12 protein-coding genes are annotated in these 14,583 nt (G+C 35.0%); 6 read left to right on the forward strand and 6 right to left on the reverse strand.

All coding sequences use genetic code 11. The features are described from left to right. Positions 1-175: 175 nt before the first annotated feature. The 5 genes from Anndu_RS17090 (at position 176) to Anndu_RS17110 (ending at position 5,567) form a co-directional block, all read left to right on the forward strand. A complete protein-coding gene (locus Anndu_RS17090; protein ID WP_464102347.1) occupies positions 176-403 on the forward strand; it encodes an indolepyruvate ferredoxin oxidoreductase subunit alpha in 228 nt (75 codons plus the stop codon). A gap of 68 nt (positions 404-471) precedes the next feature. Next, positions 472-1,179, forward strand: a complete 708-nt coding sequence (locus Anndu_RS17095; RefSeq protein ID WP_464102348.1) for an ABC transporter ATP-binding protein — start codon at positions 472-474, stop codon at positions 1,177-1,179. A gap of 69 nt (positions 1,180-1,248) precedes the next feature. Then, positions 1,249-1,665: a preQ(1) synthase gene (gene queF, locus Anndu_RS17100; protein WP_464104138.1), complete on the forward strand. Its 417-nt coding sequence runs from the start codon at positions 1,249-1,251 to the stop codon at positions 1,663-1,665. 67 nt (positions 1,666-1,732) lie between these two features. Next, positions 1,733-3,619, forward strand: a complete 1,887-nt coding sequence (locus Anndu_RS17105) for a YncE family protein (RefSeq protein WP_464102349.1) — start codon at positions 1,733-1,735, stop codon at positions 3,617-3,619. 358 nt (positions 3,620-3,977) lie between these two features. Continuing rightward, positions 3,978-5,567, forward strand: coding sequence for a glycoside hydrolase family 57 protein (locus tag Anndu_RS17110; protein ID WP_464102350.1), 1,590 nt, complete (start codon positions 3,978-3,980; stop codon positions 5,565-5,567). A 56-nt stretch (positions 5,568-5,623) separates the two neighbouring features. Here Anndu_RS17110 and phaC read toward each other — a convergent pair whose 3' ends face one another. The 6 genes from phaC to phaA all read right to left on the reverse strand — a co-directional run bounded on the left by phaC (position 5,624) and on the right by phaA (position 12,043). Beyond that, positions 5,624-6,718 carry a class III poly(R)-hydroxyalkanoic acid synthase subunit PhaC gene (gene phaC / locus Anndu_RS17115; protein ID WP_464102351.1) on the reverse strand — a complete coding sequence of 365 codons (1,095 nt, stop codon included), beginning with the start codon at positions 6,716-6,718 and terminating at the stop codon, positions 5,624-5,626. Between the two features lie 86 nt (positions 6,719-6,804). Beyond that, entirely contained in the window at positions 6,805-7,788 is a 984-nt protein-coding gene (gene phaE, locus Anndu_RS17120; protein ID WP_464102352.1) for a class III poly(R)-hydroxyalkanoic acid synthase subunit PhaE, read from the reverse strand. A gap of 87 nt (positions 7,789-7,875) precedes the next feature. After that, the gene (gene phaB, locus Anndu_RS17125) at positions 7,876-8,598 is read right to left on the reverse strand and encodes an acetoacetyl-CoA reductase PhaB (RefSeq protein WP_464102353.1); all 723 of its coding nucleotides are present in this window, start codon (positions 8,596-8,598) and stop codon (positions 7,876-7,878) included. A gap of 141 nt (positions 8,599-8,739) precedes the next feature. Then, the gene (locus tag Anndu_RS17130; protein ID WP_464102354.1) at positions 8,740-9,207 is read right to left on the reverse strand and encodes a DUF29 domain-containing protein; all 468 of its coding nucleotides are present in this window, start codon (positions 9,205-9,207) and stop codon (positions 8,740-8,742) included. A 121-nt stretch (positions 9,208-9,328) separates the two neighbouring features. Then, positions 9,329-10,345, reverse strand: a complete 1,017-nt coding sequence (locus Anndu_RS17135; protein WP_464102355.1) for an NAD(P)-dependent alcohol dehydrogenase — start codon at positions 10,343-10,345, stop codon at positions 9,329-9,331. 507 nt (positions 10,346-10,852) lie between these two features. Further along, the gene (gene phaA, locus Anndu_RS17140) at positions 10,853-12,043 is read right to left on the reverse strand and encodes an acetyl-CoA acetyltransferase PhaA (protein ID WP_464102356.1); all 1,191 of its coding nucleotides are present in this window, start codon (positions 12,041-12,043) and stop codon (positions 10,853-10,855) included. Between the two features lie 837 nt (positions 12,044-12,880). Here phaA and pckA point away from each other — a divergent pair. Further along, positions 12,881-14,557, forward strand: a complete 1,677-nt coding sequence (gene pckA, locus Anndu_RS17145) for a phosphoenolpyruvate carboxykinase (ATP) (protein ID WP_464102357.1) — start codon at positions 12,881-12,883, stop codon at positions 14,555-14,557. The last annotated feature ends 26 nt before the right edge of the window (positions 14,558-14,583 follow it).

Below are 14,583 nucleotides of genomic sequence, written 5' to 3' on the forward strand. Positions count from 1 at the left end.
ATCGCTTCATGGGGGGCGATCTCTGGGCTGAATTGACTGAAATTTTATCCTTGACAAAAACGCAAATCTGTGCTAATACAACTTTTATTCCCTACAAAACATTATTTTTTGCTCAAAAAGGGTTAAGATATATTAAATAATTGTTACAAAAGTTCATGATTAGGAGATTATAAAATTGCCTCATTCTATTGTTACGGAAATTTGCGAAGGTGTTGCGGATTGTGTGGATGCTTGTCCAGTTGCCTGTATTCACCCTGGGACTGGTTTAAATATTAAAAGCAAAGACTGGTATTGGATAGATTTTGCTACTTGTATTGATTGTGGCATTTGTCTTCAAGTTTGTCCAGTAAAAGGTGCGATTATTCCTGAAGAAAATTCCCTTTTACAACGCACTCCCACTTAAACAGTGACCAATGACCAATGACCAATGACCAATGACCAATGACCAATAACTAATAATTAATAATTAAAATGAATTTATTAGAAGTAACAAATGTTTTTGCTGGATATATTCCAGATTTGAATATTTTACAAGGAGTTAATTTTAGAATAGCGCCTGCAGAGTTAGTAGCAGTTATTGGGCCTAATGGTGCGGGAAAATCAACTTTAGCTAAAACAATTTTTGGTTTATTAACACCTAATCAGGGTACAATTACTTTTAAAGGTGAAGATATTACCCATTTAAAATCGGATCAAATTGTGCAAAAAGGGATGTGTTATGTTCCTCAAATTTCTAATGTTTTTGCTAAATTATCTGTAGAAGAAAATTTAGAAATGGGGGCTTTTATTTTAAATGGTTCTTTGCAATCTTTAAAGGATAAAATTTATACAATGTTCCCTATTTTAGCCAAAAGAAGAAAACAGTTAGCCGGAACTTTATCGGGGGGAGAAAGACAAATGTTAGCGATGGGTAGAGCGTTAATGTTAGACCCTGATTTATTATTATTAGATGAACCTTCGGCGGCTTTATCCCCTATTTTAGTTAATGAAGTTTTTGAACAAATTAAGGCCATAAATCAAGCAGGAAAAGCGATTGTTTTAGTGGAACAAAATGCTAAAAAAGCTTTAGCAATGTCCCATCGTGGTTATGTTTTAGAAAGTGGAAAAGATCGTTTTGAAGGTGAGGGTATTTCTTTATTAAATGATCCTAAAGTTGGGGAGTTATATTTAGGAGGTTAACTTAATTAATTAATAATTGATAATTAGCTGATAGCTAGATGCTGTATAATAATTAATGTTAATTTATTTATAGTTCAAATGTCCAAAAAATTTAAAGATTCTAAAACTAAAATTACCGAAATAAAATACGGTGAAAGAGCGATCGAAGAAGGCAAATTAATTACTTTTCCTAATCCTCGTCCTCAACGCCGTTATAATATTAATATTACCTTACCAGAATTTACTTGTAAATGTCCTTTTTCTGGTTATCCTGATTTTGCAACGATCGAGATTAATTATTGTCCGGATCAAAAAGTTGTAGAATTAAAAGCGTTGAAATTATATATTAATAGTTATCGAGATCAATCTATTTCCCATGAAGAATCTATTAATCAAATTTTAGATGATTTAGTATTAGCTTGTGATCCTTTAGAAATGACAATTAAAGGTGATTTTAACCCTAGAGGAAATGTTCATACAATTATTGAAGTAAAACATCAAAAATAATTTTTGATTGGTCATTAGTCATTAGTCACTGGTTATTTTTTATTTGTTATTAATCATCTTAATGTAAATGAATAAAAACAAATGGTATGAATCAAAAAAATTAATAATTGCTCTTTCTTTTGTCGTAATTCCCTTTAGTTTGGGGGCAGGATATTTAGTTAAATTAAAAGCTATTCAATATAATTTAATTAGTCTAAATAATCAAAAATTACCCCCTTTTGATCAAGCTTTAATTAAAGCAAATCAAGCCTCTATTTTAGTGCAAAAAGCTCAAACTGCTCAAGATTGGCAAAAAATTAGTAAAATTTGGGAAAGTGCGATCGCTCTTTTAACTTTAATTACTCCCTCAGATCAAAATTATAATCAAGCACAAATTAACCTGAGGAAATATGAGAATAATTTAGATTATGCTATTAATAATTATACAAATCCGCCTTATTTCCGTAATGCCGTTAATAATGGGATGGAGGCGGCTATTTTAGCACAAAAAGCCACGACACAAGAAGAATGGGAAGCGATCGCACAAAAATGGCAATTAGCCCTTAAATTAATGGCTCAAGTGCCTGTTACAGATGCTAATTACGCCACAGCACAGAAAAAATTAGTTGAATATCAACTCAATCTTGATTATGCTATTAATCTGAGTTCTAATCCTAATATTTTTAAAACTCTTAATGCTCAAAATCCTCTACAAAATCATAATAATCAGAATGTTGCACCAGAGTTTAGAGAGGGTGTTAATTTGGCGATGAAAGCGGCCACTTTAACTCAGAAAGCGAATAATCAACAACAATGGCAAGAAGTAACTCAATTTTGGCAACGCGCGATCGAGACGATGAAAAGGGTTAAAACAAACGATCCCAAATATACCACCGCACAGGAAAAAGTCAAACAATATCAAGCTAACTTAAACTATGCCCTAGCCATGACTGACACGGTGGCCAACAGTTTAACATTAATTAAAACAATTACGGGGAAAATTAGCCCAAAATCGGTAGTTTATTCTGGAAACGGCTTATTTTTTGCTCAAAATATGATGTATAATCACACAATTACAATATATGATCGGAGCTTTAATTTAATTAAAACTATTTCAGACTCAGTAAAATTAAGCAATTATGGACATAAACAATATGAAGGAATATTTCAGGGTGCGCCCGTAGAAGTGGCTTTTTCAGAGGGTGGAAAATATGCTTGGGTATCTAACTATGCTATGTTTGGCAAGGGCTTTAGTCGGGCGGGGGATGATATTTGTAGCCCTGCAAGTAATCATGATCACAGTTATTTATATAAGATTAATACTAATAATTTTCTGATAGAAAATGTGATAAAAGTTGGGGCTGTACCAAAATATGTGGCAGTTTCACCTAATAATAAATATACCTTAGTTTCTAACTGGTGTAGTTATGATTTAAGTATTGTTGATACTAGCAAAAATCAAGAGATTAAAAAACTTCAATTAGGTGCATATCCGAGGGGAATTGTAGTAGATAAAAATAGTAAATTTGCTTATGTGGCTGTGATGGGTTCATTTGATATTGCAAAAGTTAACCTTGAAGATTTTACGATAAATTGGTTTAGGGGGGTGGGTAGTAGCCCTCGTCATTTGGTAATTGATCCAGCAAGTAAATATCTTTATGTTACCTTAAATGGAGAAGGAAAAATTGCTAAAATTGATCTCAACACAGGGAAAACTATTAATAAAGTTGTCACAGGTGCTGCCCCTAGAAGTATGACAATTTCGGAAAATGGAGAATATTTATATGTGGTAAATTATAATTCTAATACTGTTAGCAAAGTGCGCACAATCGATCTAAAAATTTTACAAACTGTAGCCGTTAATAATAATCCCATCGGGATCACTTATGATCCCCAAACTAAACAAGTTTGGGTAGCTTGTTATTCAGGCGCTATTCTGATTTTTCAAGATGGAGAAAAATCAAATAATAAATAACAACAAATAACCAATTTTGAATGTATCTAAATTGACAAATTAAACTAAACGATCCATAATTAATTATGATTTGAGGATTATTATTTTTAAAATCTTATTGTTTAAATCCGAAAACCTTATCAATAAGAGTTTTATTTGTCATAAATCTTTTCAGATTAAGGTTGAGACACCGTGAGCATTAATGAGTTTATCGAGTTAAACACCATTCTCCATTGTTAACTAAATTTTTTTATTAACAATAAAAACTAAAAAAGTAAATATAATACCTTTATGAAATAGAATAAAAGAGGTAAGTTAAAACTTGCTTATTTGTTTCAATATTAAATATTTTATACAGTAAAAAACTAAATTATCTATTATGGCACTTGGCTACGTCGCGCTTGTACTTCATGCCCATTTACCCTTTGTCAGACATCCTGAAAGTGATTATGTCTTAGAGGAAGAATGGCTCTATGAAGCTATTACAGAAACCTATATTCCACTTTTGCACGTCTTTGAAGGCTTAAAACGAGATGGTATTGATTTTAAAATTACCATGAGCATGACTCCCCCCCTCGTTTCCATGTTACAAGATGAGTTACTTCAGGATCGCTATGATGCCCATTTGGCAATGCTTGAAGAATTAATTGAAAAAGAAATTGAACATAATCAATTTAATGGACATATTAAATATTTAGCAGAATATTATGCCAATGAGTTTGAAAATACTCGTAAAACATGGGAGCGTTATGACAGAGATTTAGTTAAAGCTTTTAAACAATTTCTCGATAGTGGCAACCTTGAAATTATTACCTGTGGAGCAACTCACGGTTATCTGCCCTTAATGAAAATGTATCCCCAAGCAGTTTGGGCGCAGTTAAAAGTAGCTTGTGAGCATTATGAGGAAACCTTCGGACGACCACCCAAAGGGATTTGGCTTCCCGAATGTGCCTATTATGAGGGTGTGGAAAGAATGTTAGCCGATGCGGGTTTACGTTACTTCTTAACCGATGGCCACGGCCTGTTATATGCCCGTCCCCGTCCCCGTTTTGGTACTTATGCACCAATTTTCACGGAAACAGGAGTGGCCGCCTTTGGACGGGATCATGAGTCATCTCAACAAGTTTGGTCATCGGAAGTCGGTTATCCGGGGGATCCAGTTTACCGAGAATTTTATAAAGATTTAGGTTGGGAAGCTGATTATGAGTATATTAAACCCTACATTATGCCCAATGGTCAGCGCAAAAATATCGGTATTAAATACCATAAAATTACCGCAAGGGATGGAGGTTTATCGGATAAAGCCCTTTATGATCCCTATTGGGCAAAGGAAAAAGCGGCCGAACACGCCGGAAACTTTATGTATAACCGTGAAGTGCAGATCGGCAACTTAGCAGGAATGATGCACCGGCCGCCCATTGTGGTGTCTCCTTATGATGCGGAGTTATTTGGCCATTGGTGGTATGAAGGCCCTTGGTTTATTGATTATTTATTCCGCAAATCTTGGTATGATCAAAATGTGTTTGATATGACCCATTTAGCGGAATATTTGCAACTTAACCCCACTCAACAAGTTTGTCGCCCGTCTCAGTCAAGTTGGGGTTATAAAGGTTTCCATGAATATTGGTTAAATGAAACTAACACTTGGATCTACCCCCATTTACATAAAATTGCCGAACGGATGATCTATTTAGCCACCAGAGAACCGGAAGACGAGTTAGAGGAAAAAGCCTTAAACCAAGCTGCCAGAGAGGTTTTATTGGCGCAGTCTTCCGACTGGGCATTTATTATGCGTACCGGAACAATGGTGCCTTATGCGGTGCGGCGTACCCGTTCCCATGTGACCCGTTTTAATAAACTTTATGAGGATATTTTAGCAGGAGAAATAGACTCCGGTTGGTTAGAAAAATTAGAGGAAATTGATAATATTTTCCCAAATGTTAATTATCGGGTTTATCGTCCTCTTTAAGTTTATTATTTGCCCTAACCCCCTCTCCCAATGGGAGAGGGGGTTAGGGCATTTTTTTAACCACGATCTTTAAGCCAGTTAACGATCGCCGGAGGTAAGTCTTTTTGAACACGGCCACTAACATACATTCCAATATGACCAACGGGAAAACCTTGCGCGGTATAATCTTCACTGGAAATACATTTTTCTAGGGCAAGGGAAGAAACGGGAGGCACAAGGTGATCTTTTTCCGCATAAAGATTTAATACAGGCATGGTAATATTAGTTAAATTTACTAAATTATTCCCAATTTTTACCTCATTTTTAATCAGTTTATTTTCCTGATAAAAGTCTTTCATAAATTGACGATAGGTTTCACCTGATTGATCGGGGCTATCAAAAATCCATTTTTCCATGCGCATAAAGTTTAATAATTTATCTTCTTGTTCCATAATATCAGGAAAATCGAGATATTTTTGATACCCTAATTGTAAGGGTTTTAACATTAGAAATTCAAGGTTAAGATAGTCTCCCGGAATATTACCTAAAGCCTCCACCATTAAGTCAACATCTAAGGCTTCTTTTCCTAATGTGCAACCCCCTCTCATATTTAATAAACAATCAGGTTGATTAAAGTCTATCGGTGCAACCATGACCACTAAATTTTTAACTTTTTCGGGATTCATTGCACTATAACAAACGCTAAAAGTCCCCCCTTGACAGACTCCTAACATATTAATTTTATCAACTTTATATTGATTTCGTAAGTAGTCAACACAGTTATCAATATAACCGTTAATATAGTCATCAAGAGTTAACCAGCGATCGCTACGAGAGGGATAACCCCAATCAATTAAATACACATCTAAGCCCAATTTAAGTAAATTTTCCACCAGCGATCGCCCCTGTTGTAAATCTACCATAAAAGGGCGATTAACTAACGCATAAACGATTAAAAGGGGAATAGAAAAAGGATTTTCAACTTTCGGTTTAAAACGATATAAAGTAATTTTATCTTCAGTATAAACCGCTTCTTTTTCCGAAACTCCTACCACAATATCTTCTTCCCGCAGACGGCTTAAATTATCAATTCCTTTAACCACTTTTTCGGTTAAATCTGTATATTCCTGTGCCAGATCTTCGAGGCGCATTTGAGTAAAAAATGGTAACATAATTTAATTTTCTCCTTGTTAATTATCAGTCATTTCTTAATAGTCATTGGTCATTTGTTAGCTATCAGTTAATTATCAATTATTACCTACCATTCATTTAAGGTTTTCTTGAGAGTTTTAATTTCTTTTTTGAGTTGGTAAATAGTTTGATGAAGTTCATCAACTTCGCTACGGGTAGGTAAATTCATCATTTGTAAAGATTGCTCCATTAATTTTTGTTGTTCAATGCGATATAAGTTAAGAGCATTTAAAAATTTACCCCGAATTTTGAGATTTTTTTCTTGACAGAAAGCTTCCGCAAAAACATCATCAGAAATTTGACTCCAAAGGGTTTGAAATTGTTTCCAATCATCAATTTTTTCTCCTTTTTCGGCTTTTCTTACTAACTCTTTCATTAAAGCTTCAAAGGATTTAACTTGAATATCACCTAAAACAATTTGATAATCTAAACTAGCCCGATAAAGTTGACTCCAAGCATCAAAACCATTTAATAATTTACCAGTAAATTCACGGGTAGGCCCTAAAATTGGACTTTTCATCATACTACCAAAACTTTCTTCATAAAGTAAGTTCCAGTAAAGATTATTTAACTCCATTAAAGCATTACTATGATCGGGCATTCCTTGGGTTAAATTATTAAGAGAAAAGCCAAAAGGATTGATCCAAAGTTGATTAAATTTTTGAGTTTCTTCTAAATATAATTGCCAAAGTTGAGCGTTATTTTTGCTAATTCCTAAAGAACTTTTAGTAAAATCTTCTAATTGATCTCGCATTTGACCAGTATATTTATCAACAATTGTCTGCCAACTTTCTCCTGTTTCAATCTTAGGAAAAATCTCCTGCCAAGCATTAACAGAAAGTTTAATAAATCTGACCAAAATATCACGATTATCAAAAAATCTTTGGGTTGCTTGTTCTAAATTTTCCGTTTGATTTTGTGGTATTTGATTAATCGGAACATTACCCATTAAATCAAACCAACTTTGCCACATTTTTGTCCCTGTTTCAGACCAAGTATTCATCATATCGGTGGCGGTGACAGTCCAATCTTTTGCTGTATTATTAGTCATAATTTACTCCTTTATTGGCTATTCGCTATTAGCTATCAGCTATTAATTAATATTAATTAATACTTATTACTTATTACTGTTCACTGTTTAAGTATGGTGCGCTCCGTTAACTCTTAAAACTTCACCGGAAACGTAGGCACTAGCAACGGGAGAAAGTAAATAAGCAACAGCCCATGCGATGTCTTGAGGCTCACCAAAGCGGCCAAAGGGAATTTCCGCCGTAATTTTATCTCTGACTTTATCAGGGATTTTCTGAGTCATTTCCGTGTTAATAAATCCGGGGGCGATCGCATTGGCACGAACTCCGAAACGTGCGCCCTCTAAAGCCAAAGATTTCATCATGCCGATGACACCTGCTTTCGTGGCGGAATAGTTCGTTTGTCCTTTATTACCTCGATCGCCGGAAATTGAGCTAATAGCCACGATCGAGCCGGCCTTGCTATCATACATCCCCTGAATAAAGGGCTTAATGGTGTAGGCAACGCCTTTGAGGTTAACATTGATCACCGCATCCCAGTCGGCCGGCTCAAGTTTGGCAAAGAAATTATCACGGGTGATCCCCGCATTAGCCACCACACCGTAAACCGTGCCAAGTTGTTTGGTAATTTCTTCGGCGGCGGCTTCCATTGAGGCAGGATCAGTCACATCAGCTTTAAGGCCAAGGGCTTGAGGGTTTCCGGTGTCGGTAGCTACATCAACATAAGCCACTTTAGCCCCCAACTGGATCAATAGATCAACGATCGCTTTACCAATCCCACGATTTCCGCCTGTTACAAGAATTACTTTATCTTCTAAGCCGAGTGATAACATAGTTGTTTCTCCTTTTGTTGACGAAATAAATTAAAAATAAACTAAATTAAAATCAAAATCTTTAACTATTAACTAATAATAGGGGAGGCAATGCTTATCAAAAACAATTATTAATTTTAAATTTGGTAAGCATTGCCCACCCTAAAAATAAAAATCTTCATCTAAAATTTGTTCTAAACTAGCATTAAGATTACTAGGAAAATTATTGATAGAAATTCGAGATTTTTTACTAAAAATTTTACAAGCATCTTGATAACATTCTTCTAAAATTTTTTTAGCTAAAGGTTTTAAAGATGGGCTATTTTTTAAAACTTTTTTTAGTTGAATCCGAAAATTAATAATTTCTCCTTCCCAATGGTAACTATTATAATCTTTTTCTGATTCCCAATAAGCTAATTTTAACAAATGCTCAAGTAAAATTGTTAATAAAATATATAGTTTCTGTTTTTCACTTCTGCCCAAAGAGGCTACCTCCTCAATCAAATTTTCTAAATCTATTTCTTTAAATTCTTGTTTTTCTAACTTTTCAACGGTGGTTTGTATCCATTGATAAAAGTCAGTTTCATATAAACTTTTTTCCGTTGTTTTTGTTTCTAATTGTGTGATCATAATTCAGATTAATTATTGTTAATTAAATAGGTTTTATAGACTTGTTGTGTAACCTAAAATACAGATAAATAATATCAAATTTTGGGGCAAAGTTATTTCACAACAATTCTATTTTATTTGATTATTCTGATACTAAGACAATACGATAACGAGCTTTATTTGCTGATACCTTATCCATTGCAGAATTAATATCAGAAATAGGCATTGTTTCTATCATCGGTTTAATTTGATTAATAGCGGCAAATTCTAACATTTCTGTCATAAAACGTCTTCCTCCAACAACGCTACCAACAACGGCTTTTTGCCCAAATACTAAGGATAATAGAGGGATATTTAAAGTAGAAACGGGAAGCCCGACTAAACATAAAACTCCATTATTTCCTAATAAATTAAAAGCCTGATCCCAATCAATTTCAGAGGATACAGTGCTAATTAATAAATCTAAGCTACCACTGGCTTGAGCCATGTCTTCTTTACTTTTCCAATTACAAAAATGATGCGCTCCAAATTCTTTTACCTCTGCTTCTTTATCGGGAGAAGTCGAAAAAGCAGTTACTTCTGCTCCCATTGCCCTTCCAAATTTTATGGCTAAATGTCCTAATCCTCCTACTCCTAATATACCCACTTTCATGCCCGGATATTTAATATAGGTGCGCAAAGGTGTGTAAACGGTAATTCCCGCACAGAGTAAAGGGGCGGCACTGGCGGAATCCAAGCCATCGGGTATTTTATAAGCAAAATCAGCATTTGCTCTTAATTTATTGGCAAAACCTCCATAATTTCCTACGATTAAGCCTGTATAACCTTTGCGACAAATATTTTCTTCTCCTCTTAAACAAGCATCACAAACTCGGCATGAATTACTAATCCAACCAAATCCAATTCGATCTCCAATGTTAAATTTAGTTACATCTTCTCCTAATTTAGTCACTTTTCCAACTACTTCATGGCCAGCCACAAGGGGAAATGTACTCACATTCCAATCATTATCCCTCATGTGAATATCTGTATGGCATAGGCCATTATGAGTTACTTCAATTTCCACGTCATTACGGCCTAAATCTTTGGGTGTATATTCCCATGGTTGTAGTTTTTCCCCTGCTTTTAAACTGGCATAAGCTTGAAATTTTGTTGACATAATTCATTCCCTCACATTGAGCGATTTAACGAAATAATTGTTATTTTTATTATAGGTTTAATTTATCAAAATTGCTAATATTTTATTATTTTTTAAGATTAATTATTAAAGGTCAGAATATTAGTTTAAATTAATTTTTTTCTAATATTTAATTTAATCAATTTTGGCCGTTCCATCTGAGAACTTATTTTGAGATTGAGGGAATATTAACAATTTAAAATGATTCTTTTAATAATTGTTGTAAACAGGTTTAATGGCTGAAAATTTAGCTTTATGCCAGTTAGAGATTATCTTTTATTTTAGGAAAGTTTACCTTAATTCCATAATTTAAACTAAGTTTTTTTCCAGTTATTTAATACTTTCTAACTATTTACATAACTATCTATCTCACTTTTAAAACCCTTGTAGAGACGTAAAATATTACGTCTCTATGGCAATTTTTAGAAAGGTTTAATCATTTATTGATTTCACTCAATCCTGTTTATTTTTAGTTAATCTTTTTGCTAATTAAACTCTTTCGATCGCAATGGCCGTTCCGCCGCCCGTACCATGACATAAAGCCGCTAAACCAAGAGTTTTATCCTGCTCAATCAGAGCATTTAAGAGGGTCACAATCACTCTCGCACCGGAAGCTCCGATGGGATGACCAAGTGCGATCGCACCGCCATTAACATTTAATTTAGCTCGATCGACTCCTAACATTTTTTCAAATAAGAGGGTACTGATGGCAAAAGCCTCATTATTCTCAAATAAATCAATATCATCAACCGTTTTTCCGAGTTTATTTAGTAATTTTTGAGTTGCATGAACAGGATATTCAGGAAAACGCCACGTTTCCCCACCAGACCAAGTTCCGCCAAGGATCTTCGCCAACGGTTTTAAACCATATTGATCGATGGCCTTTTCACTAGCGATCAGCAAAGCCGCCGCCCCGTCTGAGATCTGACTACAGTTACCCGCCGTTAAAATACCCTCTTTTGTAAAGGCCGGACGTAATTTTGCTAAACTCTCTAAAGTGGTATCCCCCCGAATACCCTCATCGGCCTTGACTAACTGGGTATCTTTTTTCACTTTCACTTCAATGGGTACAATCTCATTGTCAAAAGCCCCTCGTTGAGTCGCTTCGGTGGCTCGTTGTTGGGAAGTCTGCGCCACCTCATCTACGGCTTGACGACTGAAACCATGTTCAGAGGCTAATTTTTCCGTTTCTTCTCCCATGCCCTGCCCCGTAATAGGATCGGTTAAACCATCATAAAGCAATAAGTCCACCACTTGCTCCGGCGCACCTAATAAAAATTTATAGCCCCATCTGGCACGTTGAGACAGGAAAAAACCCGTTTGTGACATGGACTCTAAGCCACCTGCTAAGACGAGATCCGCCTCTCCTGCTTTAATGGCCGTAGCCCCATTTACCACGCTGATCATGCCCGAAGAACACACCATATCTACCGCATAACCATCTATGTGATCGGGAATACCGGCTTTTAAGGCCGCTTGTTTAGGCAATAACTGACCATGACCCGCCCGTAACACATTACCCATAATGTAAAGGTCTAAGTTTTCGCCAGAAACTCCGGCCTGTTCAAGTGCGGCTTTCATGGCAAAACTGCCCAACTCTGGGGGCGTAAAACCTGATAAGATACCACCGAAACGTCCGAGGGGAGTGCGTTTTGCTGAAACAATATAAGCTGAAACCATAAAATTTTTCTGTTGTGATAGTCAATTAATTTATTTCATTTTTTTAGTCATTACTATGACTTTCAAACTAAGTATAAATCTTAACTAATATTCAAGTCTTAATTGTTTACTTTTTTTAATATAAAAAACTTAATCTTTTCTTTATTATTCGCCTCAAACTTTGTGAATGATTACTTTTCAAGTATTTATACTTATTTAAACTAAAAAAGTTAAAAATTAACAATTTTTAATTATTGTAAAAATAAACAACAATTAGATTGTTAAAATTAGGAATAATAGTTAAGATTTAAGAAACAAAAAAATTTTTTAATAAAATCCCTATTTAAGATCATGGTTTAAATGATTGTTAGGGCATAATTATATTGCAAAATGTTACAAAATATATTTTTCTTTTAAGGTAATTAAAAATAATTAAAGAAAAAAAAATTATTGTAATCAATTTGCCTTTTTTTTTAAAATATGATATATAAGAGCCAAGCTTAAATGATAATCATAAATCAATGAAAAATCAGGAAACATTGATAAAAAAAAATAGATTATGTTACAAGCTTTACAAATTAAAAACATTTAATTGATTTAAAGTTCCGTTATTTGTTATTTGTTATACCCTATTGCACATCTCCAAAAATTAAAACCAAATTAAAAACGTGGTAATTAGGTTGATCTGATTAATTATCAAATGGAGATTGCTATTGATTCTTGAGCAAAAAGTTACCTTGAAGAAGAAATAATATACCAAAAAAAATGATTAAAAGATTGTTAAATATTAGACTAAAAAAATAGGGAATAACAAATAACAAATAACAAACTATTTACACATAAAAGGAGACTAGGATCATGACTATCAAACACAACGAAGATCTATTAAGAATTTTGAGTGAGAATAATCCTGGACGAGTTTATTATCCAGACTTATCCAAAACTTCTCATTTAGAATCCCAAAACTATGGATTAGAATATTTAAGTATGATTAATACAGGTCATGTTTATCGCAATCTTTCCGTTCCCAAATTAATTGAACACGCCATCAAAAAAGGGGAAGGAATTTTAACGGCTGATGGTGCATTTTGTGTTAAAACTGGTAAATATACTGGACGTTCACCCAAAGATAAATTTATCGTAGACGAACCAAGTATTCACAATGAAATTGATTGGAATAATGTCAATATTCCCATTTCTAATCATCAATTTGAATCCCTTTATAAACGAGTTTTGGCCTATATTCAAAACCGTGATTTATATATTTTTGATGGTTATGTTGGGGCTGATCCTAATTACAGAATGGGTGTGAGAATTATTAATGAATTTGCTTTTCAAAACTTATTCGCCCATCAAATGTTTATACGCCCCACCCCCTCAGAATTAAAACATCACCATGCTGATATTACGGTCATTGCCGTACCTGGGTTACATGGGGATCCCGATCTTGATGGCATTCACAGTGAAGCTTTTATTATTGCCAGTTTTGAAAGAAGACTCGTTTTAATTGGGGGAAGCCTCTATTCAGGAGAGATCAAAAAATCAGTTTTTTCTTTCATGAATTATCTGATGACCAAAAAAAATGTTTTACCGATGCACTGTGCCGCTAATGTTGATGCTGGGGGAAATTCAGCCCTCTTTTTTGGTCTTTCCGGCACGGGGAAAACCACCTTATCAGCGGATCCTAACTTACGTTTAATCGGTGATGATGAGCATGGATGGTCAGATCATGGTATTTTCAACTTTGAAGGTGGTTGTTATGCCAAAACCATTCGTTTATCAAGGGAAAATGAGCCGCAGATCTGGGATGCGATTAAATTTGGAGCAATTTTAGATAATGTGATCATTGATGAAGATAGCCGCCTGGCCGACTATGATGATGGAACTTTGACGGAAAATACACGGGTAGCCTATCCCGTTGAATATATCCCGAACTGCGTGATCCCCGGACTAGCCGGCCATCCCAAAACTGTCTTTTTCTTAACCGCCGATGCTTTCGGAGTTTTACCCCCGATCTCCAAGTTAACCAATAAACAAGCCATGTATCATTTCATGTCCGGTTATACTAGCAAATTAGCGGGAACAGAAAGGGGCATAACCGAGCCTGTAGCAACCTTTTCCTCCTGTTTTGGCAAACCATTTTTACCCCTTCCGGCTTCTGTTTATGCCCAAATGCTCAATCAAAGAGTATCAGAAAATGACGTTGAGGTTTATTTGATTAATACAGGCTGGACGGGTGGAGCTTACGGTGTGGGGCATCGCATTGGCATCAAACAAACTCGTGCGATGGTTGCGGCCGCCTTATCTGGAAAATTAAAAGAGACGAGTTTTCATCCTCACCCCATTTTTAAAATTTTAATCCCGGACTATTTACCAGGAGTTGACGCAGATATTTTAGACCCCCATAAAACATGGGATAATCAGACTGCTTATGAAGAAAAAGCCTCTGCTTTAGCGGCTCGTTTTGTAGAGAATTTTCAGCAGTTCCATAGCACATCCCTTGAAGTAATTGAAGCCGGGCCTGTAGTCAATTGACCCCCATTTTAACCCCTCTCATTAAT

It is taken from the genome of Annamia dubia NIES-4383, assembly GCF_055394725.1.